The 25709-nt window shown below is 60.6% G+C and carries 19 protein-coding genes and 3 pseudogenes; 4 read left to right on the top strand and 18 right to left on the bottom strand.

Translation table 11 applies throughout. The annotated features are described in order from the left end of the window. Positions 1-17: 17 nt before the first annotated feature. Complete coding sequence (locus OKW43_RS37330) at positions 18-944, bottom strand: sensor histidine kinase (RefSeq protein ID WP_187639257.1); 927 nt, start codon at positions 942-944, stop codon at positions 18-20. A gap of 199 nt (positions 945-1143) precedes the next feature. Further along, on the bottom strand, positions 1144-1521 hold the full coding sequence (locus OKW43_RS37325; RefSeq protein WP_187639256.1) for a DUF2306 domain-containing protein: 378 nt from the start codon (positions 1519-1521) through the stop codon (positions 1144-1146). 393 nt (positions 1522-1914) lie between these two features. Here OKW43_RS37325 and OKW43_RS37320 point away from each other — a divergent pair, with 393 nt between their 5' ends. Then, positions 1915-2976, top strand: a complete 1062-nt coding sequence (locus tag OKW43_RS37320) for an IS110 family transposase (protein WP_187639255.1) — start codon at positions 1915-1917, stop codon at positions 2974-2976. Between the two features lie 283 nt (positions 2977-3259). Here OKW43_RS37320 and OKW43_RS37315 read toward each other — a convergent pair whose 3' ends face one another. Next, a complete protein-coding gene (locus tag OKW43_RS37315; RefSeq protein WP_429453582.1) occupies positions 3260-3598 on the bottom strand; it encodes a hypothetical protein in 339 nt (112 codons plus the stop codon). A gap of 317 nt (positions 3599-3915) precedes the next feature. Here OKW43_RS37315 and OKW43_RS37310 point away from each other — a divergent pair, with 317 nt between their 5' ends. Continuing rightward, complete coding sequence (locus tag OKW43_RS37310) at positions 3916-5829, top strand: SMP-30/gluconolaconase/LRE-like region family protein (protein ID WP_429453580.1); 1914 nt, start codon at positions 3916-3918, stop codon at positions 5827-5829. Positions 5830-6184: 355 nt separating this feature from the next. Here the strand turns inward: OKW43_RS37310 and OKW43_RS37305 are convergent, their stop codons facing one another. Together OKW43_RS37305 and OKW43_RS37300 are read right to left on the bottom strand one after the other, a co-directional pair. Then, a complete protein-coding gene (locus tag OKW43_RS37305) occupies positions 6185-6952 on the bottom strand; it encodes an MBL fold metallo-hydrolase (protein ID WP_429453578.1) in 768 nt (255 codons plus the stop codon). 98 nt (positions 6953-7050) lie between these two features. Then, positions 7051-7365, bottom strand: a pseudogene (locus tag OKW43_RS37300) (helix-turn-helix domain-containing protein); the annotation flags it as partial. A 59-nt stretch (positions 7366-7424) separates the two neighbouring features. On the opposite strand from OKW43_RS37300, the gene OKW43_RS37295 reads away from it, so the two are divergent. Next, positions 7425-7637, top strand: coding sequence for a hypothetical protein (locus OKW43_RS37295; RefSeq protein ID WP_246530539.1), 213 nt, complete (start codon positions 7425-7427; stop codon positions 7635-7637). 123 nt (positions 7638-7760) lie between these two features. Here the strand turns inward: OKW43_RS37295 and OKW43_RS37290 are convergent, their stop codons facing one another. From OKW43_RS37290 to OKW43_RS37280, 3 genes are all read right to left on the bottom strand, one after another. Continuing rightward, positions 7761-8783 (bottom strand): hypothetical protein, encoded by a 1023-nt coding sequence (locus tag OKW43_RS37290; RefSeq protein WP_429453576.1) that lies wholly within the window; start codon positions 8781-8783, stop codon positions 7761-7763. Positions 8784-8805: 22 nt separating this feature from the next. Then, entirely contained in the window at positions 8806-11484 is a 2679-nt protein-coding gene (locus tag OKW43_RS37285) for a DEAD/DEAH box helicase (RefSeq protein WP_429453574.1), read from the bottom strand. Between the two features lie 704 nt (positions 11485-12188). Beyond that, the gene (locus tag OKW43_RS37280; RefSeq protein ID WP_429453572.1) at positions 12189-12452 is read right to left on the bottom strand and encodes a hypothetical protein; all 264 of its coding nucleotides are present in this window, start codon (positions 12450-12452) and stop codon (positions 12189-12191) included. Between the two features lie 494 nt (positions 12453-12946). On the opposite strand from OKW43_RS37280, the pseudogene OKW43_RS37275 reads away from it, so the two are divergent. Continuing rightward, positions 12947-13135: pseudogene (locus OKW43_RS37275) on the top strand (transposase zinc-binding domain-containing protein); the annotation flags it as partial. A 511-nt stretch (positions 13136-13646) separates the two neighbouring features. Here OKW43_RS37275 and OKW43_RS37270 read toward each other — a convergent pair. The 10 genes and pseudogenes from OKW43_RS37270 to OKW43_RS37225 form a co-directional block, all read right to left on the bottom strand. Further along, entirely contained in the window at positions 13647-15026 is a 1380-nt protein-coding gene (locus OKW43_RS37270; protein ID WP_187637139.1) for an MFS transporter, read from the bottom strand. Between the two features lie 77 nt (positions 15027-15103). Continuing rightward, positions 15104-15992: pseudogene (gene purU, locus OKW43_RS37265) on the bottom strand (formyltetrahydrofolate deformylase). Between the two features lie 23 nt (positions 15993-16015). Next, positions 16016-16456: a dihydroneopterin aldolase gene (locus OKW43_RS37260; protein ID WP_429453570.1), complete on the bottom strand. Its 441-nt coding sequence runs from the start codon at positions 16454-16456 to the stop codon at positions 16016-16018. A gap of 43 nt (positions 16457-16499) precedes the next feature. Then, positions 16500-17087: a sarcosine oxidase subunit gamma gene (locus OKW43_RS37255; RefSeq protein WP_429453568.1), complete on the bottom strand. Its 588-nt coding sequence runs from the start codon at positions 17085-17087 to the stop codon at positions 16500-16502. Further along, positions 17077-20073: a sarcosine oxidase subunit alpha family protein gene (locus OKW43_RS37250; RefSeq protein WP_429453566.1), complete on the bottom strand. Its 2997-nt coding sequence runs from the start codon at positions 20071-20073 to the stop codon at positions 17077-17079. The genes OKW43_RS37255 and OKW43_RS37250 overlap by 11 nt, the downstream gene beginning before the upstream one ends. Next, positions 20070-20351 (bottom strand): sarcosine oxidase subunit delta, encoded by a 282-nt coding sequence (locus tag OKW43_RS37245; protein WP_187637129.1) that lies wholly within the window; start codon positions 20349-20351, stop codon positions 20070-20072. The genes OKW43_RS37250 and OKW43_RS37245 overlap by 4 nt, the downstream gene beginning before the upstream one ends. Before the next feature lie 14 nt (positions 20352-20365). Then, a complete protein-coding gene (locus tag OKW43_RS37240) occupies positions 20366-21610 on the bottom strand; it encodes a sarcosine oxidase subunit beta family protein (RefSeq protein WP_187637128.1) in 1245 nt (414 codons plus the stop codon). 11 nt (positions 21611-21621) lie between these two features. Next, positions 21622-22998 carry an L-serine ammonia-lyase gene (locus OKW43_RS37235; RefSeq protein WP_187637127.1) on the bottom strand — a complete coding sequence of 459 codons (1377 nt, stop codon included), beginning with the start codon at positions 22996-22998 and terminating at the stop codon, positions 21622-21624. 10 nt (positions 22999-23008) lie between these two features. Next, on the bottom strand, positions 23009-24268 hold the full coding sequence (gene glyA / locus OKW43_RS37230; protein ID WP_429453563.1) for a serine hydroxymethyltransferase: 1260 nt from the start codon (positions 24266-24268) through the stop codon (positions 23009-23011). 81 nt (positions 24269-24349) lie between these two features. After that, a complete protein-coding gene (locus tag OKW43_RS37225; RefSeq protein WP_429453561.1) occupies positions 24350-25561 on the bottom strand; it encodes a M24 family metallopeptidase in 1212 nt (403 codons plus the stop codon). Between the last annotated feature and the right edge of the window lie 148 nt (positions 25562-25709).

The following is a 25709-nucleotide window of genomic DNA, read 5'->3' as shown; positions in this document are numbered from 1 at the left end:
GCCCGACTGGCGGATCTTCATGGCTTCTGATCTCCCTCCCGTCGATCAGCAACTTCCACCGGAAGCAGAACTCTCGCGACGGTACCGTGCGGCACGCTCTCGATGAGCGTCAGCGAAGCGCGTCCGCCATAGAGCGCTGCAAGACGGTCCCGCACGTTCGCAAGTCCGATGCCCGTGCCCTGCGTAGCCGGCGTCGCACCGAAACCGGGACCGGTGTCCGTGACCGTGAGTTCGACGTGCTGTTCGCCGCGCTTTGCCCTTAGCTCGACCCGACCACCTGCCACCGCTGCCTGAATACCGTGTTTCAGTGCGTTTTCGACAAGCGGTTGCAGCAGCATCGGTGGCACCGCGAGGTCCGCGCAATCGACAGGCAGATCGAGCGAATACGTGAGTCTCGGGCCGAGGCGCATCGCGTGCACGGCAAGCATCGAATCCAGCACCGCGAACTGATCCGCAAGCGTCTCGCTTTCGGCTCTCGACGCTTCCAGCGTTGCCCGCAAAAACCGGTTGAGGCTCCAGAGCAGTTCACGTGCACGTGGAGGATCGGACACGATGAGGCTGTCCAGAGTGGCGAGCGTATTGAACAGAAAGTGCGGTTCGATCTGCGCCTGCAATGCCTGCAAGCGGGCACGCAGCGCGGTTTTTTCGGCAGCTTCCTGTAGCCACGCAGTCCGGGCCACCTGCTCGCTCAGACCGGCGATCCGGGCTCGCGACCAACCATACCAGGTGACCAGCAGCGTTGCGACAAGTGCGATCCAGCCGGTCGTGGCGATGTCTTTGGCAGCGAACGTCTTGTCGATGTCGAGGCCCAGCAGCACGCTTGCGATGACGCGCCCGAGCGCGGCGCCAGCGATGATCGCGCCAACCATCACCACGGCCAGCCTTGGCGCAGTGAGCGTGTTCTTCCGCTGAAGACGAAAGCGGCCGACGTGGAGCAGCAGCATGATCGATAGCCCGATCGCCTCGCTGAAGAAATGTTTTCCCCGAGGCTCTTCCCGATGCCGACCACGGTGAGGCCAGCCGCAATCACTGCGTTGCCGATGACGACGAGCACCGCTTCGCGGGCATACTCGGCCAGCAGTTGTTTCGTCGGGGTTGGCAACCCGGCGGACGCGTCGGGGAATTTGACGTTACTGCCAGGAATCATGCGATCCACCCCGTCACGATGATATTCAGCAGGCGGTGCGGCGTCGCCACTGCAGCGATACCGGCCACGACGAGACCAATAAACGACCCGCGCATGGCAAGCTGGTGACCGCGGACGTTGCCTTGCCGGATCGCCCATATCGCTCGTCCGACACTGACAAACGTCAGCAACGACAGGCCGTGCACCCACGAGAAATGTCCCGGGTTCAGTTCGCGGATGTCGAACGAGCTGAGCGCCGTGGCGAACATCGCCGCCGCCCAGAGACGGCCGAGCCACTTGTGGCGCGCCGTCCCCTTTTCGGCGAGAAGCACGGTGCTTCCGAGTATGACAGAAAGGGTTGCAGCGGCGATATGCACAGCGATGATGGCAGGCATGCTGGCTCTCCATGGCAGGATGAGCGGGACTCGATGCCTGCAGTCTGTGCGGCGGTCGGATTGTTTTCGAGGAGCATGCGACGAACGGACCTTATTCCGTCGCGAATGGTGTTGAAAGCGGCGCGAGGAGATGAGCGTTTGGGGGCTTCTGCGGGATATTCGTGTTCGCCGGCAACTCGCGCCGGGAGTTCATGCGGCGGGCATTAGACCTTGACCTTCAGTAGGTAAATGCTTACGCCGTTAGATTGATCACCCGACTTCCGAAGACGACCCGCTTCTGACATTCACCGTGACGCCGCCCCGACGAATTGGTAAGGACCTCCCCGATTGCAGGATCGACACCGTCTGGTGCCATCATGGCTCGTGCTACAACCTTCCGGGAAGGGGGAAGTCATGGACAGGATTACTCGTGTTGGCGTGGATCTGGCGAAGAACGTGATGCAGATTCATGCGGTCGACAGCGCCGAATGCGTCGTAGTACGTAAAGCGATTCCGCGGGAGCGATTTGTGAGCTGGTTTGCCAATCTGGAACCGTGTCTGATCGCCATGGAGGCATGCGGTGCGGCGCATTATTGGGCACGCAAGCTACACGCGCTCGGGCATGAGGTGCGGCTGATTCCCCCGCAATTTGTCGCGCCCTATCGCAAAGGCGGCGCCCGTGTAAAGAACGATGCACTCGATGCCGAAGCCATCTGCGAAGCGGCGAGCCGCCCGCACATGCGTTTCGTGCCGGTCAAGTCACCTGCGCAGCAAAGCGTGCTGGTGCTGCACCGCATGCGTACCGGATTTGTCGAAGAGCGTACCGCGCTGGCGAACCGGTTGCGCGGGCTACTGGCCGAGTTCGGGGTGTTCCTGCCGCAAGGCACCCGCCCGCTACACGAGCACCTCATTGAGCGCGTTGAGGACGGCAGCAATGAGCTGACAGGACCGGCGCGGCTGGCCCTGTTGCGCGGCTGGGAACAATGGCAGGTACTGGATGAGCAGATTGCCTGGTTTGACAGGCAGATTGCCGAGCATGCCAACCGCGACCCGCAGGCGCAACGCTGCATGGACGTGTGCGGCGTGGGCCGGCTAACGGCATCGGCCGCAGTGGCGACGGTGGTAGATGCCCGCCAGTTCAAGAACGGCCGGCAGATGGCCGCCTGGCTCGGCATCGTGCCCAAACAGAAAAGCAGCGGAGGCAAGCAGCGGCTCGGGAGTATCACCAGACAGGGCAACGACTATCTGCGAACCTTGCTGTTCCAGGGTGCCCGCTCAGCGGTCCTGACGGCGCACCGACGTGACGACCGGCTCTCGCGCTGGATTGTTCAGTTACAGGCGCGCGTGGGCTACTACAAGACACTGGTCGCCGTGGCGAACAAGCATGCACGCATTCTGTGGGCGGTGCTCGCCAAGGGGGAGCAATTCGATCCGTCCTACGCGCCCGTCCGCACCGGTGGGGCGACGGGCGCCTGATACCCCAAACGACATCGCCATAAATTGATTCCATAGTCCAGGACGTAATCGACAAGGATAGCGACAGGTCAGACCGGCAGCGGGCGAACTCGAAAAGCTGTGAGGCGCTACACGAAATGTATTCGCCGTCCAACGGATGGAGTCCTGCTGCGCGGTTACTATCCAGGCCCGGGCGCGGTTGTGATGGCGCCCAACAAGGCCGTTTATAGGCATGCAGTCTGTCACGCCGCCAATCGTTGTCGTTGTAGTCCTCACTGACCGATACAGGAATCAAACATATGAATCAATAAACCCAGCTTGAAAAAACTGGAAGGTCCTTATAGGCAGCTTTGAAAACTGGATTGGTCATTCGGTCGATCACGCCGGCGGTACCTCCCGCCAATGTGACAGTGCTATGAAAACTTCCACTATTGAATTTCCATCTCGCTTTGCGGCAGCAGCGGCCCATCTCCAATTGGCGGAACACCGTCAAGGCATCGGTTGCCGTGAGTACGCTGTTCGGCCCGGACTGTTTGACCAAGGCTGAACGCTTGCGGGAATTGGCAAACCGCTCACTAACGAACCGCACGGTGCGGGTAGTGCTATAAGCGTTGACCACTGAATTGTGGTCAATCCAGCCCAACAAAACGCGACTTGGTCCAGTTCACTCTTTTCCCTGCACGAAATCCGGGCGACGCATCCAATCCGCCTCCACCATGGCGGGCCGTTCGAAGCCATCAATGTGCCCAATCGCACACTAACGCCCGGTTTCGTCTTAGAGCTTTGCGCCCGGAGCACTACTTTTAACGCACGTCGATTGACTGACAAAACCGGTGCGGAACACGCAGGCCTGAACGGCCCGCTGATTCCACTGCGTCGGACCGCATCCCGCCGCTACGACGAAAAGCCATCCGGTTACGTGATGGCAGCCGTTGCACGTGGTGCAAATGGAGCTAAGTCATGAAGGGAATCCGTGCCGCATTCCTTGCCGCAGTCCTGATCGCCACGGTTGCATCGGAGTGTCATGGACAGTACACCACCGACTGGGTGGCGAACACTTTTGGAACCAACGCCATGCGCGTGGGTAACGTCGCGCGTTCCATGTGGGTAGCGCCCGAGGGCGTCATCTATACGGCTTCCATGTGGGACGAAAACGAAGGTGGTATCGCGATCTACCAGAACCGTCAAAGCGTGGGGACCATAGGGGCTCACGGTGAGTTTCAGGGTGGCGCTCTTACTGGGAATAGCACCTACATTTTCGCAGCGCTACAGTTCAATAAGACCTACGGCAGCGGGGTCGTCGGCCGCTACAACCGCGCAACCCATGCCCGTGACCTGATGATCGCGGTCAGCGCGGACACGACCGAACGGCGGGCGGACGTGATCACCGGGCTCGCGACGTGGGGTCAATTTCTTTATGCGAGTGACTTCCCCGGAAACCGGGTCCGGATCTATACCACCGCGGGGACCTGGGTGCGAGACCTCGCCGTCACGGGTCCTGGTGCACTCGCTATCGATAGGCATGGCAACTTGTGGATCGCTCAAGAGGCTGCTGGTACGTTGCTCCACCTAAGCCCCACGGGTACGGTGCTGGGCACCATCGACCTTGGCACTGCGGCGCGTCCGTCAGCGCTCTACTTCGACCCGACGAACCAGCACCTCATGATCGGGGACGAAGGGCCGGACATGAACGTCAAGTCCTACGACGTGTCGGCTGCGCCTGTCCTGACAGGAACGTTCGGGGTCACGGGCGGATATCTTGACGCTACGACGGGAACGAAGGGCGAGGTGGGACCGAAGCGGTTCACGCGCGTAACGGGCCTCGGCAGGGACGCCGCTGGCAACCTCTACGTACTGAATAACCCGTGGGGCGGGACGTGGGATCTCGGCCGGAATGGTGGCACGGACCTGCACGTCTACGACTACGCAGGTAATTTCCGCTACGCGCTGCAGTCACTGAACTTCGAGGGGATCGCTGCGCCCGACCCGCTGACTGACGGCACGTACTTCTTCGGCGGAACCAACATCTACACTGGCACCGCTGGTGGAACCTTCGTAGCGAATACCGTCGACCCTCTTACCTACCCGTCCGATCCACGTATCAACATGAGCGATCCGGGCCGCGGTGAGCACTTCAGTCAACTCGCTGCGGTCGGTGCAAACCGGATCCTTGTCGCAGCCGGTCAGAATCCGGACTTCTTCTACTTCTTTCACTTCAACGCTGCGAATGGCTACATTGCCATACCGGACGCCACGATTCCTGGTCCTGCGTTCAATACGACAGCAAGGATCAGGAATGGGTTCTGCCTTGACAGCAAGGGCGACGTCTGGGCCGGTTTGGACAAGACGAACGCCATCTGGCACTACCGGCTGACCGGCTTTGATGCCGACGCCCAGCCAACATGGGGAGCAGGAACTCCAACTCCCATTCCGAGTACTATTGCACCACTGACGCGAATCATCTACCTGCCGGAAAGCGACACCATGATTCTCGCGCAAGGCATTGTTGGAAGCACGGACTGGACGGCGATCGGAACGAGGGTCGAGGTGTATCACGGCTGGCTCGCAGGCAACACCTCCGCTCCTGATCCGGTGATCAACATCAACAGCGCCAATCCCAAGTCGATCACGGCAGTGGGCAACTACCTCTTCGTTGGATACGTGCACACCGTACCCAACATCGACGCCTTCAATCTCAACTCAGGTAGCCTGGACACCACGTTGATCAACAGCAGCCCCGATACCGTGTACGTCGGCAATGACGTGGATTCGATGTACGGGCTTCGATCGTATCGTCGGTTGACCGGGGAGTACGTGATTACGAAGGATAACTACAACGGCTCCAGCATCATTGTTTATCGTTGGACTCCCTGATCGCCCGGGCTCGCCGCGCCTCCGCTGCCGGCGTCGGACTGGCTGTCGCATTGTCTGATTCTTCCAGACATGGTCAGGGGACGGTTAATTCCGGGCGGTAAAGGCCTTGTCGGCGGAAGGAGAGAAGCGCTGGTGCCGGCGAACCGTTCCGAAAACGATCAGCCCGGGTTGGTCTGTCGATGCAGATCGCGTTGCCTGTGATGCGACGCTGTTACTGACGCAGCGAATACCCGGTGTCTGGTTGCGGAGCTGACGTTCGAGTGTCTGTCTGTGGACGAAGTCGAACGGCCGTTGATGGCCGAAAGGGACCGATGGTGATGGTTGATCGTCGTCCCACACTATTTTTCGATAACGTTCATGCGCGTTTCGCCAGATAGGCGTCAATCAGCGCGACCAGTTGTTCCCGCCCGAAGCTCGCGTCGTGTCCCGCGTGGACGACTTGCACGGGCAATTCGCGCAAACGCTTCATCGTACGCACATAGGTCGGGATATCGGCACCGCCGATCTCGTCCAGCAGCGGGCCATCGTAGATCGCATCGCCGGAAAACAACGTGCCGGTGGCCGGCTCCCAAAGACCGATGCTCCCCGGTGAATGACCTGGCAGATGCAGGACTTCGAAATGCCGGTTACCGAGATCGACAATATTCCCTTCCTTGACGATTTCCGTGACGGTCGCAGCTCGCACGCGGTAGTCGGACATCTGGTAATCGGCCTTCGGAAGGGCGGTGATCAGATCGCCATCGAACGGATAGCCAAATTCGTGGTATCGACGAATCGTGGCATCGCCCAATACCGATGCCAGGAGCGTGCCGCGCTCGCGCGGCGAGCGCAGGTTGTCGGCCTCTAGTTCGTGGACAAGCGTGTGCTCGAACTCATGATGTCCGCCCACATGATCCGAGTGCGTATGTGTCGCGACTGCGGTCACTTTCTTTTGAAGCAGATGCCGGGCCGCGTCACGCAGACTGGCAATGCCCATTCCGGTGTCGATCATCAGGTCCCGGTCGCGGCCCCGCACGTGCCAGATATTGCACCGCATCAGTGGCACGACATGAGGTTCCCACAGCAGGGTGATTTCGTCATTGATGCGTTTCAGTTCAAACCAACGGTCGGCAATTGGCAGCATAGTCATGGGAAGTCGATTCGAACTATCGGAAGTTGATCTACGGGTAGGAAAAATCTCCCCCTGCAGGTTCAGGATCTCGTCGAGTTGGAGTATAGCTACCTTCGCGCGATCTCACGAACCCCGCAATCCTGTGCCCGCAGCAGCGCGATTTCTTCGCGTTCAGAAAAAGACAGATAGGGCCCCGCGCCCGGCGCCAGTTCGATCGGCCGCATTCCACCCGCCTCACGAAACCATCTTGGTCCCAAAGGTTGTGACACGCCATATGCCAGTGCGGCAGCTTCAGTCTCCATGCCCTGCGCGATACAGTTCCAGAAGGCTCGCTTTGTCTCTAGTTGATTGACACCTGGCCTGCCAGGCGATCGCATTATTGGTCTTCCCGTCTGTTCCGAACCCCAACCCTGTGGTCGTCCCATGTGACACCTCCGTTAGGAGATGTTGCAACGACCGGTTGAATCCGCCTTGGGAGCGAGGGGTGACAGTTTCGTTTGAACGGTATGTGGAAGACGAGGAGGAATTGCTGGAGGAACTCCACCTTGACAGAAAATCAGCCGTAGTGCGCCTGACAACCAGCCTGCGGAACTATGATCTGGATATTCGAAAGGTCGACGAGCGAGAGGTCAAGGCCATGCGAGAGGTGCTCATCCAGATGAACTATGATGGTCGGATTCGGCTATTGGGCGTCTAACGAGTTATGAGATCAGGTCAGCTGACGCGATGACCATGCGCAGTCGTAGATGCATCGATGAAAAGAATTTCATTCATCGACGTCAATCGCTTCGCGCGTAGCCATGCGAGATGGAATCCGAGTTTAGCGGGACGTACCTTTCACCGGTCTAGTAATGGCGCGTTTCCTTGTTGCAGCCTCTTTCGGGGTTGCAGGCGAGTTCGCCACGTTTGCTTTACCGGCAACGATGTTGCCCGATGTTGATTTACGTGGCCCAGCGGATGGCTTGACTGGTAACTTCTTTGTTACCGATTTATTGTCCTCCGCGGTCTTTGCGTTCGCCGGTGGCTTGCGGGTTGTCGAGACAGCCGACCTGGTCGCCTTCCTTGCTGTCACCTTACCTGCCGGTGGCTTGTTACGTCCGGCAACAGGCTTCGGCGGTGAGTAGGCGTCGGCCATCTCGATGCCAAACACATCGGCCACCAGCGCGTCGTCGAGCACCTTGCTGGTAGCGGGTCGTTTTGTGGATTTGGGTAGGCCAGCGCCGGCCTGCCTGACGAGATCATTGGCATTGACGCGGCGCAAGGCGAAGAGCAATTCCGGCTGTTGGTCGAGCCGCGCGCCGACGCCGTAGAGTACGGCAGCTACGTGCTTGCACATCGACGCCCAGTCCGGGCAACTGCAATTGAACCTGATTTCCTTCGGCACTGGGAAAAGACCCGTTCCGGGTTTGCAGATGCGCTCCATCACGGCAGTCGAGAATTTGCCCTGCAGCAGTTCTACCATCGAATCGATCGACCCCGAGCAGTCGGCACCAATTGTTCGCCATTGCTTTGCCGGACACGCCGTCACGCTCACGCCGACCATGTAGAGGCTCGAACCCATTACCTGCGCTCGCACTTCGCCTGCCGTAATCTGGAGGTCAATCACGGAACCGTTGCGCACATAGGTACGGCCGCGCGGCAGGCGGTTGGCATAGTCGCTATAGCCTTCCAGATTGTCACACCAGGCCTTGCCCCAGAAGGTCCTGGCGATGGCGCCTCGATACGACGCGATTGGCGACAGGACCGCACCAGCCTTCCTAGCCTTCGCGGCGGCCCGTTCAGCCTTTTTTCTGCGCTCGGCGACCGAGACATAGGGCTTCCATCCCCCGTAACCGTAACCCATTGCGCTTCCTCTCTCCTGACGATCAGTTTTCTTGCGCGGCATAAACGTCGAGCTTCACGAGATCGAGCAATTCACGATCGCTCATCTCGGTGAGCAGCAGTTCCGCGCCGCCCTCCAGCACATCCTTCACCAATTGCTGCTTCACTTCGATCAACTGGTCGATACGGTCCTCGATCGTGCCACGGCAGATAAACTTATGCACCAGGACGTTCCTCTGCTGGCCGATACGAAACGCACGGTCAGTCGCCTGATTTTCCACGGCCGGGTTCCACCAGCGGTCGTAGTGGATCACATGCGAAGCAGCGGTGAGATTCAACCCCGCCCCACCGGCCTTGAGCGAGAGCACGAAGAAGGGCGTCAACTCATCGTCCTGGAATCGCTTGACCAGCTCCCGGCGCCGGGCCACGGGGGTGCCGCCATGGAGCACCAGACCTTCGCGGCCAAAGATCGAACCCAGAAATGCCGCCAGCGGCTCAGTGGTCTCGCGGAACTGGGTGAATATCAGCACCTTTTCCTGCTTGGCGGCAATGACTTCGGCCAGTTGGCGCAGGCGGGCGAACTTGCCGCTGTCTTCCGCCTTCCAGGCCGCGTCACCCAACCACTGCGACGGATGGTTGCATATCTGTTTGAAGCGCATGAGGAAGCTCAGGACCACACCTTTGCGACCGATGCCTTCGGCGTCCTCAAGCGCGGCGGCCAGATCCTTCACCGCACGCTGGTAAAGCGCCGCCTGGGTCGGGCTCAGGTGGCACCAGGCCTTGAGCTCGGTCTTGTCCGGAAGGTCGTCGATTACCCGCTTGTCGGTCTTCAGGCGGCGCAGGATGTAGGGCCGTACGAGCGTTCGCAGCGGGCCGAAGTGCTCGGCCTTCGCCAGCCGCCTGGTAAAGTTGGCAAAGACCTTGTCCGAGCCCAGCAAACCGGGGTGGGTAAAATCGAAAATGGACCACAGGTCGGACAGGCGGTTTTCCACGGGGGTGCCAGTCAGCGCGATGCGCGATTGTGCCTGGAGTTGCTTGACCTGTCGCGTTTGCTTGGCGCCCGGATTCTTGATCGCCTGTGCTTCATCAACGATGGCAAGGCGCCATTGGATGGTCCCCAGTACCGGCTGGCGAAGCAGCGAGCCAAAACTGGTGATGACGAGATCGATGTCCGCAAGCCGCGCGGCGTCCAGCGCACGCAAATCGACCGCCGGCATGACCGACGGATGGGCGATCAGCAGGCGCAAGCCCGGGGCGAAACGCTCGGCCTCTGCCGCCCAGTTGGCCAGCAGCGATGCAGGGGCGACCAGCAGGCTGGGCCGCGCCTCGGCGCTTTCGCGCTTCAAGACGAGCAGCAGGGAGAGTACCTGCATGGTCTTGCCCAGGCCCATATCGTCCGCCAGGCAAGCGCCCAATCCGAGTCGGGTGAGCAGGTACAACCACCGCACGCCGGCCTGTTGGTAGGGCCGCAGGCTGGCCTTGAGTTCCGGTCCCGGGCTGATCTGCGCCAACCCCTCCGGCTGACGCAACTCCTGCAGCATGTCGGCCAGCCAGGGCCCTGCAACAAGCTGCGACCAGTCGCGGTCAGCGGGGTCGGCGCCATCGTCGAGCGAAACACCCGCCAGAAGGCGTAGGGCCTCATTAAAGGGCAGGCCGGTTTGCGCCGCCTTTTCCATGGCCTCGAATCGCTTCAGGAGGCGACCGAGCTTTTTCTGGTCCACCTCGACCCAGCGACCACGGATGAGTTGCAAGCCATCGGCGCCTTTGAGCAGATCCCTGACCTCGGAGGCGCTGAGACGCTCGCCGTCGAGGGAGACCTCCATGCTGAAATCGAGCAACGCATCCTTGCCCAGGAGCGAAGGCGGTCGTGCTCCGACGCTGGCTTTCACAACGGGGCGAGCAGGGCGGCCCGTCTGCCAGACGCCTGGCGTGCGTACGACAATCCCGGCCGCTTCGAGTTTGGACAGGTCCGAGAGAAAGCGATGGGCGTCGAGCGGCGTCCAGCGCAGCGGATGGTATATCTCGCCGGTATCCACCATTTCGCGAAGCCAATCGCAGTGTTCCGCGGCGCGCTGCACCGGCAGCAGTAATGACAGGAGCTGCGCCTTGCTCCTGGCTCCCGAAAATTCCGCCAGGGCTTGCGACAGTGGCTGGTGTTGCGCTTTGCCATGGGCCGACAGGCGCGAGGTGTAAGTCGCAAGGAAGGCGAACGGTGACTCCGTGTCCTTGCGGTTCTCAGCGAGGTTGAAATGCACACGGCCGACCAGATTCCAGGCCGGGTGGCGCAACTTGAGGAAATCCTGAAGCGAGACCATTGCGGTCGCCAGTTCCTGGTGCAAGGCAGTATCGATCTCGCCCCACAGCGTGGTTAGCACATCTGGCGTTAGATACTCCCCGCCCGTCATCGGCGGCGCATCGGCAATCAGGGCATCGAAGTCCTTGGCAGCGGGCGTGACGACCGCAATCTCGCCGCCCTCGGGTGTGGCGCACAAGGCGGTGACATAGCGCACGGCAAAATCTCGCCACCAGGCCCAGGCGGGCGGCAAAATGCGGCCGATTTCCGCCGTTCCCAGATGCAGCAGGCCATGTCCTGCGCCAAGCGCAAAAGAACTGCCTAGCCGCGGTCGTATTTCATCCGCCAATAGTGGCGCGTCGTCCTCTGGAACTGCAAGCAGGTGACCACCGGGCGTCAGGTGTGGCGCGAGAATGTCGGAAGCAGTCAAAAACGCCCGTCCTCATGGCACTGTTGCAACAAGCGCTGAAGCGGCCTGTTTTCAAGGAAAGCGGCCTCGGAATCAACCGGCAGGCCCGCCGGCCCAGTGCGAACTGGGCGAAGTTCCGTCTGCGCCTGGTTCGCCGGGATTGTGGGGTGGGCCAAGCGTCCGGGGTATGCCTGGTCGCTGCGTTGAGCATGTCTTGTGAACTGTCTTTTCATCTGCTGTAGGACAACCTGATTGTTACGTATTAACTCACAGAAGTTCGCCCCCTGCTCTGCCACCGGCTGACCGACCTTCAACCTTCACGGCGGTCCCCGTGAATTTTCGAATCCGGCCAGGAGAAACAGGGCTCACGATGAAAGGGTACCAAAACCTGACTCATACGAGATGGGATGCCGATGGCGCTCCCACCCGCCCGCCGAAAATCAGTTGCGCTTGTTACAAACGACCAAATGGCAGAGTGTCCTGTTGGACCGACCTGCGGACGTTCAACGCTGCTCCTTGAACCTCCGGAGCCGGGCATCGACCGGGGACGCCCCGAAGCCTGGTCACGCGCGCGGTGTAAGGTACAGCGGCGAATAGCCTGCTCGGATGCGCGTTGCGGAATCTCGCCGGACGTGGTGAGCATCACCGTTAATGCAAGGGGCAGAACCATGGGATTTTCTTGCCGAACGTTTCTGATCGCTCGCGACGATACCCTCTCGCGGCTCTCAGGCACCAGGTTCAACAGGATGCTGCGAGATCCGGCAAGCCACAGTCTGCCCGTTTTTGCGGGGCAACGAGCGCGAATGGCCAGCGTCGTAGTCGAACTCGTGGCCAGAAACCCGGTGCGCGTCGTTCGGAGCACGTTTTCCATGCTCACTTTCGATGCGGAAGGTCGCATCGACGCGAGCAGATTCGAAAAGCAGCAATTTGCCCTCGCGGAGTCGGTCGTCGCACCTGTCTTTGACGTATTCGATGAAGACATCAACCAAACGATCGTCGACGCGACTTCCCGATTCATTGCACAGGGAGGCCAATGGGTTCCGTCACGCGCTTTGGCGCGCGTCGTAGATCAGACCGCGTTGGGCCAACGACAATGCCGACACCTGTAAGCGGTCGCTCAAAGGCTGCTCTGCGGCATCGAGTTGTCGATTCTCTCGAGTGTCGGAGGTGGGGCAACGGCGATCAGATCATACGGTCCTCGCGTAAGCTGCCACTCACGAGCGTAAAGTTTATGGTCACCCGAATGGCGGGTTTGGCCGATGATCCGTCTGTGGACTTCGCCCCTCGAACGTCCGCAACCTCATTTTCTGGTGCCGAATGCCAGCCATCTGTCGTGCCCGCTTGACATCATCGCCGTGCAGGTAGATGAAATGCGCTGCAGCACATTTCAAGTACGTGCAGGTGGCTACCGACCTGCTGCGCGAAGTTACCAGTCCGCTGGAGCGTCCGCCCTCCGAGTAACGTGGGCGCAGTGTAGTACCCCATGCTGGAGGTCGCGGACATCTTCCGCGCCCAGGGCCAGTATGGCGACGCACGGTGTCGCTGAGCCTGGGGCAGCTGAAGGTCATGTCGGCCATCGAACAGTGCCGCAGCCGCGGCGCTGGGGGGACACTTGCTGCGCTGTTCCGGCTACGCACAGATCGAGGTCGCCTACAACTCCTGTTGCAATCGCGGACGAATCGCGCTCTGCAAGCTCGCCCCACGAATTGTGATGGCGCGGGTTATTCACGGCTAAGGCCCGGCTCGCCCGCGCGCACTTCCCGACCTACCTATTCCGCCTCGTCCTCATGGTCGGCGATGCAGGTTGGAATTCGTGAAATTCCATCTGCATTCCTTATCAACTCGTTGGCAATTTGCTTTTATGTCAAATTGAATGAATCGGTGGCGTCCTGCCCAACACCACATATGGCACTACGCTCTCCTGTCTGCTTCATGGCAAGGTTTATGGGGCCACCAGTACACCGAGGCGATTGAGACGATATCGTCGGCCCGCAACTGCCCCCGTGGCCGGCAGCGTCAGATGCAAACGCACGTCGCTAGCGTCTTCAACACATCATTCATGAGCGATTTTTTTCGGAATTCTACTGCCCAACTCCTCCTGCGACGCAACCGGCCGACTCGCTTCGATCCGCTCAGGCAGAGCCAATCGAAGCGAGCGGGGCGTGACTTCAGTCCGATGGCATTCAGTCGGCGAGCGGCCCGCGCGATGTCTCCCGACTCGCGAGCATGGCTATCAAAGCGACGCCTGCCGCGCCGACCATATACCACGCCGGAGCCAGCTTGCTGCCGGTCGCATGGATCAACCAGGTCGCGACGAACGGTGCCGTGCCGCCGAATAACGCGTTTGCTGCGTTGAAGCAGAACGCGAAACCGCTGTAACGCACGCGCGTCGGAAAGATCTCTGACAGGAAACACGGTAGCGTGCCGTCGTTCATCGTCAGCAGCGCGCCAAACGCGATCTGGATCAGCACGATCGTCATGAAGCTGGCACCGACGAGTCCCTTGAAAAGCGGTACTGTCAACAGGGCGAACAGGACCGAAGCACCGATCAGCATCGTCTTGCGACCGACGCGGTCCGACAGCGCCCCCATAATGAAGATGAAGCCGATGTAGGCGGCAAGAGAGATGGTGGCCGCAATAAAGGATTGCGTTTCCCCCATCCCCATCTCGGTCGACAGGTAGGTGGGCATGTAGCTCAGCACCAGATAGAACGCCACCGCGTTCAGGCACGTGACCCCAAACGCGATCAACATCTTGCCGCGATGTACAGTCAGCAATTCCGTGACCGGCGCGCGCGCAACGTGGTGCGACGCTTCGAGTGCCTTGAACTTCGGCGTATCTTCCAGGCGCACCCGGATGTAGCGTCCGATCAGTCCGAACGGTGCTGCGAGCAGAAATGGCAGGCGCCAGCCGAAAGACTGGAGCTGCTCAGTCGTGAGCACAGCGTGCAGAACCGCCACGAATATCGATCCGAACAGGAGGCCCGCCGCCGTGCTCGCCGGCACGATGCTGGTATAGACGCCCCGCTTGCCCTCTGGCGCATATTCGGCGAGGAATGCTGATGCCCCTGCATACTCACCGGAAGCAGAGAACCCCTGGATAAGTCGAACCAGCAGCAAAAGGATCGGTGCCATGACGCCAACCTGCGCATAGGTTGGCAGGAACGCGATCACGAAGGTCGAAGCCGACATGATCAGGATCGACAGCGACAGCGCTGTCCGGCGCCCGATCTTGTCGCCGAAATGCCCCCAGACGATGCCTCCGATGGGTCGGACGATAAACGAGATCGCAAATACGGCGTAAGCGGCAAGCAGCCCCGTCGCAGCGTTAGTCTTGGGGAAAAAGACAATCGCAATAATGGTCGCGAGATAACCATAGGACGCGTAATCGAACCACTCGACAAAATTGCCGATGAAACTGGCCATCGCCGCACGCTTAAGCAGACGCCCGTCTGGCACCGGCGCGGCCTGACGATTGTCAGAAGCGTACGAGGACGGCATCCCGGCCTGTGAGATGACGCCAGCTGCTGCCTGCCGCCCTGAAACCGCTTTCCTGTTACTCATTTGTTGTCTCCAAACATGAATCATAAGATTGCTGCGTTTTCGGCTGCGGCTCTTGAGTCCGCTTCACCGGCGAGTTGCTACTGAAGTACGACGGTTCGGTTACCGTTGATAAAAATTCGATGCTCGGTAAAAAGCTTGACGGCGCGCGCCAGCGCGAGGCACTCCATATCACGTCCGGTTGCGAGTAGCCGGTCAGGGCCATACGCGTGAGTGACGCGTTCCACGACCTGTTCGATGATTGGCCCTTCGTCGAGATCATCGGTCACGAAATGCGCTGTCGCGCCGATCAGCTTCACCCCGCGCGTATGCGCCTGGTGATAAGGCTTCGCGCCCTTGAATCCGGGCAGGAACGAGTGATGAATGTTGATTGCGCGCCCGGCGAGGGATGCGCTCAGCCCGGCGGACAAAAACCTGCATGTAACGTGCGAGGACGACAAGTTCAGCACCAGTCTGCTTTACCAGGGCCAGTACCTGCGCCTCCTGTTTCGGCTTCGTGTCAGCCGTCAGCGGTAGATGGTGAAACGGGATGCCATTTGCAGCCGCAACAGGTTCGAGATCCGGATGATCCGAGGCCACCCCGACAATGTCCATCTTCAGTTCGTCCATGCGCCAGCGGAACTGCAGGTCGGCGAGGCAATGGTCGAGCTTCGACACCATGACCAGTACTTTGGGTTTCGCTGACATGTCGTGGATCTTCCACGCCATGTCGAACCGGTTAGCAACATTCGTAAATTCTTCACGCATCGACGCAACGTCCAGCCGCTGTATCGATGCCGCATGAAAAATGCATCGCACGAAGAAACAGGCAGTGAACTCATCATCAAATACATCGAACTCGTCGATATAGCATCCGCGCTCATCGAGAAATCGCACCAGCGCAGCGACCTGCCCCGGCGCGCTGGGACAGGTGACGATCAGCGCGAACTGTTGCGCGTGATCCGTGCGCTTCGTAGTGGTTTCAGTCATAGCGACTCCGTATGTGGCATATGTCAGGCGTGCGTGGTCTCGGCGAGGTGTGCGGCAGCCAGGTGGGCACGCCGGCGCAGAAAGTCGTGACGACTCCAGCGCAGGCGCACGCCCACCTGCGCCGCCGAGCGCACTGCGTGCGGCTTGTAGAGCGTGAGCATGGCGTCCTCGAGCATCTCGAAGCGGTCGAACGCCAACGCCAGCAGATCTGCGGCGAGTTGCTCGACCAGGTCCGTGTGTGTCTGCGCGTCAAGGTAAGCGCACAGCATCCGGCAGAACGCGTCGTAGTCGAGGCACTCACCGATCTCCTCCGGGAGCGCCTGACTTCGACAATGCAGTACCGCATCAATCACCACCGGCTGGGCTACGCGTTCATGATTGTGGATCCCGATTCGCGTCTGTGCCCGCAACTGGTCGATCACGATCTCCCATTCGACGGTCAGTCCTGCATCCGGATGTTTCATCGAACAATCTCCTCTGTATGCCGTGGGACAACCGCCGCGCCTGTTATGCAAGATACGGCTGCGCCGCATCGAGCAGCATCAGGCAGCAGTATTCGGCAAAGCTGCGCCGCACGATGATCTGGAACCGGTCATCCCCGTCACGGCACAGCGTGATGCCTGCCTTGAAGAAGTGCGAACTGGCGCATTGCCCGTCTGCGAACACGCGTCGATGCAGGTCGAGCGGGCAGCCGCCTGCCAGCACCTCTCGCACATGGCTCCCCGAAATGTCGATTACGGTGTAACCGCTACTGACGTCGACGACCGCGTAGTGTTGTCCATCAAGCGCTTCGCGCAAGGCGCGTTCGAGTTCAACGGCCATATCCTGGGTAGACTGGATCAGCCACTCGTCCGGCCCCATCCACCACACTGCGCGTTCACCTGCCGTTACGCGACCACCGGATTGCTTCGGCAATGGGACGCCCAGCACGCGCTGCACGGCCACATCAAACGCGATACCGTTGCCGCGCAATGTGAGAAGCGTCACGAACGGCCGCTCGGTGAACCGAAAGCGTCGTGATATGCCGCCGGATGCAGCGGCAATCCGCGCTTCAATACCGACGAGCGGCGACTCCTGAACCAGATCATTCAACATGCTGACGTACCCCTTCCGGATCGTAAAAAACAGGACTGCACACCTCCGCCTCGACACAGCGTGTGGCGGACATCGACACAAAGACGCGTTGCCCCATCCTTTCGAGGCCGCCTTTGACGACCGCCAGTGCAATCGACCGCTTCATGATCGGACTCATATAGCTCGACGTTACATGGCCGAGCATTGGCGTGATGCCCTGTGTCGCAGGTGTGGTTACGATCTGCGCGCCTTCGGTCAGCGTGACGCGGGGGTCCACCGGTTTCAGCCCAACGAGTTGCTTGCGTCCCGCACTCTGTGTATCCGAGCGCGACAGCGAGCGCTTGCCGAGGCAGTCCTTCTTCGCGACCATGCCACCCATGCCAAGGTCGAACGGTGTGATCGACCCATCGGTATCCTGACCGACGATGATGTAGCCCTTCTCCGCACGCAGCACGTGCATCGTTTCCGTGCCATAGGGTGTGATTTCAAACTCACGCCCAGCGCTCATCAACGCTTCCCATACGCCGCGCCCAAAGTTCGCCGGCACGTTGACTTCGTACGCCAGCTCGCCCGAGAAGCTGATTCGCATGACACGTGAAGCCACGCCGGATACCGTCCCGTTGCGATACGTCATGAACGGGAATGCCGCGTTCGCGAAGTCGATGTCCTTACACACCTTCTGCAACACCTTGCGGCTGTTCGGCCCGACCACCGCGAAGGTCGCCCAGTGATCTGTCACGGAGCTCAGGTGCACGTTCAGATTCGGCCATTCCGTCTGCAGCCAGCGCTCCATCCAGTTCAGCACGCGCGCGGCGCCACCCGTGGTCGTGGTCATCATGTAGTGCTGTTCGCCAAGGCGCACCGTCACACCATCATCGAAGACCATGCCGTTCTCGTCGAGCATCAGTCCATAGCGGCATTTGCCGACTTCCAGCTTGCTCCAAGGGTTCGTGTACAGCCAGTTGAGCAGCGTCGCTGCATCCCGGCCCTGAATGTCGATCTTGCCGAGCGTCGACGCATCCAGAATGCCTACGCTGTTGCGTACCGCGAGGCACTCGCGCGCCACCGCCGCGTGCAGATCCTCGCCGTTTTTCGGGTAGTACCACGGGCGCTTCCAGTTGCCGACGTCCTCGAACGCCGCGCCATGCGCCTCGTGCCACGGATGGATGCAGGTCTTGCGGACCGGATCGAGAAAGTCACCGAGTTCACGCCCGGCGATCGTGCCGAACGTCACCGGTGTGTAGTTCGGCCGGAACGTCGTTGTGCCGGTCTCGGGAATCGTCTTGGCCAGTGCCTGGGCGAGGATCGCCATCCCGTTGATGTTGCCAAGCTTGCCCTGATCAGTGCCGAAACCCATCGCCGTGTAGCGCTTGACGTGCTCGACGGAGTGATAGCCCTCGCGTGCAGCGAGCAGAATGTCAGACGCCGACACGTCGTTCTGGAAATCAACGAACCGCTTGGGGCCGCGCGATGCTTTATCCAAGTTCGCAACCAGCCAGAGCGGCAACAGCGGTTGTTCATTCGAGACCTTCGCCTGCCACTGCTGCACGGCAGGATCTGGTAAGCCCGCGAACTGGGCAGCCCGTCGACCAGCCTTGACGCCATCATCGAGCGTCTCCGGCAGCTGGAACGCACCGCGCGCGGCACCGATGCTGCATTCTTCCTGGACCCCCGCGCCCGGAATGAAGCACGCCTTGTCGTCGTTCCAGAGTGCCTTGCCGCCCGACTGCGCAAAGAGGTGCAACACGGGATTCCAGCCACCCGACATGCCCACCAGGTCACAGCCGAGCGTCGCAATGCGCTGCCCCACGCGTCCCTGTGCATAGCGGGCAACAGTGACGTTGCGCACACGTTCCTTGCCGCCTGCGTCGATCACAACGGCGTTGTTGACGATGGCGACCCCGCTGCGCGCTGCCTGTTGCGGCAGCGCACCCGCGCTGGCGCCGCGAGGATCGACAACCGTCACGTCTGCCCCGTGTATCTTGAGATCGAGTGCGGCGCGATACCCTTCGTCGTTGTTTGTGAAGATCACCGCACGCCGGCCTGGCAAAACGCCGTAACGGTTGAGGTACGTCGAGATCGCCGACGCCAGCATGATGCCGGGCAGGTCGTTGTTGCCAAAGACCAGCGGCCGCTCATGCGCGCCCGTTGCGAGAATCACCTTCTTCGCGCGGATCTTCCAGAGCCGTTCACGCGTGCCGCTTCGCGTTGAAACGGGCAAATGGTCGGTCAGACGTTGCGTGACCGTGACGAGGTTATGGTCCTGATAGCCAAAAGCAGTACTACGGCTAAGGACGGTCACATCTGGCATAGCCGAAAGCTCGGCCTCGATCGCGCGTACCCAGTCGCCCGCCGGCTTGCCGTCAATCTTTTCTGTGCCCGACAGCAAACTTCCGCCCAGTTCGGGCTGGTCGTCAACCAGAATTACCCGCGCGCCACTCGCGCCCGCCGTTCGTGCCGCAGCCAGTCCCGCTGGACCCGCACCGACGATCAACACGTCACAATGCCCAAAGCGCTTGTCGTAGCGGCCCGGGTCGTTCACCTCCGGCGACTTGCCCAGACCCGCGGCGTGGCGAATGCGTTGCTCGTACTTCGGCCAGAAGCTGCGCGGCCACATGAAGGTCTTGTAATAGAAGCCGGCCGGCATGAACCGGGCGAACTTCTGGTTGATCGCCATGCGATCGTGTTCGAGGCTCGGCTCCGCGTTCACGCTTGTCGCGTCGAGCCCCTGATAGAGCTCGACCTCGGTAGCGCGCGCGTTCGGGATCGTGTGGGCGCCGCGCTCCAGCTGGACCAGCGCATTCGGTTCCTCGACGCCCGCGGTCACGATGCCGCGCGGCCGGTGGTACTTGAAGCTGCGCGCAACGAAATGCACATCATTGGCAAGCAGCGCCGACACCAGCGTGTCGCCCTGAAAGCCCTGGTACGTGCGGCCGTTAAACGTGAACGTCAGCGGGATCGCGCGATTGATGCGCCCGCCCGATGGCAAACGGTTCTGCTGGGTCATGCTGATTCTCCTTCTTCCGGAACGCCGATCTTGCTGACCGACCTGAACGCGTACGTCACCGTATCGCGCTCGGCGTTGAACCAGCGGCGGCATCCCTGCGCGTGGTTCCACTGTTCACGGTGCAAGCCACGCGTGTTCTTGCGCATGAACAGGTACTCGCCCCATTCCCTGTCGGTAAGCTTCTCGGTGTCGAGTGGACGCACGATCTCGGCTTCGCCGCCGTACGAGAATTCGGACTCGGCACGCGGCCCGCACCAGGGGCATTGAATGAGCAACATGGATCTCTCCCTGGTTAGTGCGCGACCGCTGCCGCGCCGTGTTCGTCGATCAGATGGCCGGTGTAGAACCGGTCCAGCGAGAACGGCGCATTCAGCGGATGCGGTGTGTCGTTGGCAATGGTGTGAGCGAAGGCCCACCCGGAACCCGGTGTGGCCTTGAAGCCCCCCGTGCCCCAGCCGCAGTTGAAGTACAGTCCTTTCACGTCTGTCTTGCTGACGATCGGACACGCATCCGGCGACACATCGACGATCCCGCCCCACTGCCGGTTCATCCGCACGCGCGAGAACACCGGGAACATTTCGACAATCGCCTGGAGCGTGCCTTCGATGGTGTGGAAACTACCGCGCTGGCCATATCCGGTGTATTGGTCGACACCAGCCCCGATCACCAGATCGCCCTTGTCGGACTGACTGATGTACGCGTGCACCGCGTTGGACATGATCACCGTATTGACAATCGGCTTGATCGGCTCCGAGACGAGCGCCTGCAATGGATGGCTTTCAAGCGGCAGGCGGATCCCCGCCATCTCCGCGAGGACGCTGCTGTTACCTGCTGCGACCACCGCGACCTTCTTCGCCTTGATGAAGCCTTTGACGGTATCGACCCCGACCACTGCGCCATTGGCGCGGCGAATGCCGGTCACGCCACAGTTCTGCAGAATATCGACACCATGCTGGTCCGCGCCGCGCGCATAGCCCCATGCGACCGCATCGTGCCGGGCCACCCCGGCGCGGCGCTGGAATGAGGCGCCCAGCACCGGATAGCGGCTATGCAGGTTGATCACCGGCACGATCTCCTTGATCTGCTCGGGGGTGAGGAATTCAGCATCGACGCCATTGAGCCGGTTCGCATTGACGCGACGTTCGGTGTCGCGCACATCCTGCAGCGTGTGCGCGAGATTCATCACGCCGCGCTGACTGAACATCACGTTGTAGTTGATGTCCTGCGAGAGCCCCTCCCACAACTGGAGAGCTTTTTCGTACAGCGCGGCCGACTCGTCCCACAGATAGTTCGAGCGCACGATCGTTGTGTTGCGCGCGGTATTGCCTCCGCCGATCCAGCCCTTCTCAAGGACCGCAATGTTACGCACGCCGAGTTCCTTCGCGAGGTAGTACGCCGTGGCAAGACCGTGACCGCCGCCGCCGACGATCACCACGTCGTATTCCTTCTTCGGTTCAGGGCTCTTCCATGCGCGCTCCCAGTTCTCGTGATACGACAACCCGTTGCGCAACAAACTGAATATCGAATACCGGCTCATCATCTGTCTCCTCAACACTCAATCACGTTGACCGCAAGGCCCCCGCGCGAGGTTTCCTTGTACTTGGTCTTCATATCGGCGCCTGTCTCGCGCATCGTCTTGATGACCTTATCCAGCGATACGTAGTGTTTGCCATTGCCGCGCAGTGCCATGCGGGCGGCGTTGACCGCTTTCACCGCCCCCATAGCATTGCGCTCGATGCACGGAATCTGGACGAGACCGCCTACCGGATCGCAGGTCATGCCCAGGTTGTGCTCCATGCCAATTTCAGCGGCGTTTTCTACCTGTTCCGGTGAGCCACCCATGACCGCCGCGAGTGCGGCGGCCGCCATCGAACATGCGACGCCGACTTCGCCCTGGCAACCGACTTCCGCGCCGGAGATCGAGGCATTCTCCTTGTAGAGCAGTCCGATGGCAGCAGCCGTCAGCAGGAAGCTCACAACGCCGTCGTCGCTCGAACCTGAGACGAACTTCATGTAGTACTGCAATACCGCCGGGATGATCCCCGCGGCGCCGTTGGTGGGCGCGGTCACGATGCGCCCGCCCGCGGCGTTCTCCTCGTTCACCGCCATCGCATACAGATTGATCCAGTCGATCATCGACAGCGGATCGCGCAGGCTTTCTTCCGACTGGGCTTTCAACTGTTGAAAGAGTTCGGCCGCGCGTCGCCTGACCTTCATGGGCCCCGGCAGGTGCCCTTCGATCGAACAGCCGCGTGCGATCGCCGCCGACATCACGTCCCTGATCTTCAGCAACCCTAGCCGCACGGCTTCGGGCGTGCGCCAGGTTGCTTCGTTGGCGAGCATCAACCCTGCGATAGACAGGCCGCTCTCGCCGCACATGCGCAACAGGTCGACACCTGTCCTGAACGGATAAGGAACCCGCGTGGCACCTTCCTGGCCGTTGAGGCGTTCCCCTGCATCGTCAACAACAAAGCCGCCCCCAACCGAATAGTAGGCCTGCTCGCCGACCACCTTGCCGTTTGCGTCGAACGCGGTAAACCGCATCCCATTGGAGTGGAACGGCAGCACCTCGCGGCGCAGGAACACCATCTGCGTCTTCTCGTCGAAGGCAATCTGCTGGACTCCAGCGACTTCGATCGACTTCGTTGAGCGAATATGAGCCAGCCGGGTTTCCACGTAGTCGGGATCGATCGCATCGGGAAGATTCCCTTCGAGCCCAAGTAGTACAGCCTTGTCCGTACCATGTCCCTTTCCGGTGGCGCCGAGTGAGCCGTACAGGTCCGCCCGGATCGCGCTCACCTCACCGAGCTTTCCGGCGTTGCGCATGCGGGTAGCGAACCGGCAAGCCGCGATCATCGGCCCGACGGTGTGAGAACTCGAGGGCCCAATGCCGATCTTGAAAAGATCGAAGGTGCTGACGTTCATGGCTTTCCCGTTAAAGTCCAGCGTATACCGGCAGGCGCGCACACAACTTCGCCACCTGTTCGCGCACGCGCTCCTCGACCTGGGCATCGCCCAGGTTGTCCAGCACGTCGCAGATGAGCGCGGCAGTCAGCACGACATCGGCTTCCCTGAATCCGCGTGTCGTAATGGCAGGTGTGCCGATGCGGATCCCGCTGGTCACGAACGGTGATTGCGGATCATTCGGCACTGCATTCTTGTTCACCGTGATGTGCGCACGACCCAGTGCTGCGTCCGCGTCCTTGCCAGTGATCCCCTTCGCGACCAGGTCGACAAGAAACAGGTGATCGTCCGTGCCGCCGGACACCACGTCATAGCCGCGCTCGACGAATACCGAAACCATCGCGCGCGCATTCTCCAGCGTCTGTTTCTGGTACTCGACAAAGTCGGAGCCGAGCGCTTCCCTGAACGCGACGGCTTTCGCCGCGATCACGTGCATCAGCGGGCCGCCTTGGGTGCCCGGAAAGACCATCGAATTGAGCTTCTTTTCGATCCCGGCGTTGGCTTTGGCCAGAATCAGCCCACCGCGAGGGCCGCGCAGCGTCTTGTGGGTAGTCGTCGTGACGATGTCCGCAAACGGCACAGGATTCGGATACAGTCCTGCCGCCACGAGTCCTGCCACGTGTGCCATGTCGACGAAGAGTAAGGCGCCGACGCGGTCCGCGATCTGACGGAAGCGTGCAAAGTCCAGCACGCGCGAGTAGGCGGAGAAGCCCGCCACGATCATTTTGGGCGTGTGTTCGACGGCGAGGCGCTCGACTTCTTCGTAATCGATCAGACCAGTGTGTGTATCGACGCCATACTGAACCGCGTTATAGAGCTTGCCGGAAAACGACACCTTCGCGCCATGCGTAAGATGGCCGCCGTGCGCGAGGCTCATGCCGAGAATCGTGTCGCCCGGGCTCAGCAATGCCAGATAGACCGCGGCGTTCGCCTGCGAGCCACTATGCGGCTGGACGTTCGCATAATCTGCGCCAAAGAGCTGCTTCGCACGCGCGATCGCCAGTGACTCCACTACGTCGACATGTTCGCAGCCACCGTAGTAACGCTTGCCTGGATAACCTTCGGCGTATTTGTTGGTGAGCACCGATCCTTGCGCTTCGAGCACCCGCGGGCTGGTGTAGTTTTCTGATGCGATCAGCTCGATGTGATCTTCCTGACGCTGGCGCTCGAGGCGCATCGCGTCGGCCAGTTCCGGATCGAACCCGGCAATGGTTTGTTCCTTTGAAAACATTGAAACGTCTCCTGCAACATCCTGGGGTGCCTGCGGCCGTAGCCGCAGGGTGATTCGAATGAGACCGGAACAGGCTTAGATTCAGGCCTTGATGATGTTGTGCTCCGGGCCGTACCTGAATCCGGTGATGTTGGTGGCATCTTTCTCGCCCACCACCAGGATGTCGTGCTCGCGATAACCGCCCGCGCCAGGCAGGCCTTGCGGCAGCATGATCATCGGTTCCATCGAAATGACCATGTTCGGCTCAAGCACCGTGTCGATGTCTTCCCGCAGTTCGAGCCCGGCTTCGCGGCCGTAGTAATGCGAGAGCACACCGAACGAGTGGCCGTAGCCAAACGTGCGGTACTGCAGCAGGTTGTACTCCGCGTAAATCCTGTTCAGTTCGTGGGCGATGTCGCTGCAGCGTGCGCCCGGCTTGATCAGTTTCAGCCCAGCTTCATGCACTTCGACGTTGACCTTCCATAAACGCAGGTGCTCGTCTGAGCAGTGGTCGAAGAACATCGTGCGCTCCAGTGCCGTGTAGTAACCGGCGATCATCGAGAAGCAGTTCAGGCTCAGGATGTCGCCCTTCCGCACCTTGCGTGTGGTCACCGGATTGTGGGCACCGTCCGTGTTGATCCCCGACTGGAACCACGTCCACGTGTCCATCAGCTCTGAATCGGGGAAACGCGTGGCGATTTCACGGACCATCGCCTGGGTCGACGCGAGCGCGACTTCGTGTTCGGGCACACCTTCATGAACAGCGGCGGCAAGCGCAGCGCCGCCCACGTCGCACACATTGGCGCCATGCCTGATGACCTCGATTTCTTCAGCGGACTTGATCATGCGCAAGCGCATCGTCTGCGCGCTGATATCGACGAATTCGACAGAGGGCAGCGCGGCTTTGAGCTTTTCCAGCACATCCACGGGGACATGATCGAACTCGATACCGACGCGGCCCTTGTTGTCGATTTCCTGCTGCACGGCACGGAAGAAGTTATCGCGCTGCCAGTCGGTGTAGACCACGTTGTAGTCGCCGACCGTACGACGCCACGGCTGGCCGCCATCGATATTTGCCGAGATCGACACCACCTTGTTCGGCGTTACGACCAGCCCGTACTTGCGGCCGAACGAGCAGTACAGGAAGTCCCCGTAATAGTTGATGTTGTGATACGACGTGAACAGCACGGCATCTATATTCTCGTTGGATATCAATGCGCGCAGCTTGCCCTGGCGGCTCGCATACTCCGCATCCGAGAAGGTGTGCTTCACCTTTTCGCCGTTCTCAATCCGAATCAGATTTTCCAGTTTCATGCGCTCGCTCCTTGGTGAAAACGCCAGTAGGTGTGAGCGAATAGTAGAAGTTTGGTGGATTCGAAAGTTTTCGAAAACGACACGACGATCCTCAATTTCGACATTGAGGGTTTACCGCCGTGAGCCCGTTTTGCCGTCGGATTGGCTT

The organism is Paraburkholderia sp. WC7.3g (assembly GCF_050436345.1).
GTDB lineage: Bacteria > Pseudomonadota > Gammaproteobacteria > Burkholderiales > Burkholderiaceae > Paraburkholderia > Paraburkholderia podalyriae.
This window is presented reverse-complemented; position numbering and strand designations above follow the sequence as displayed.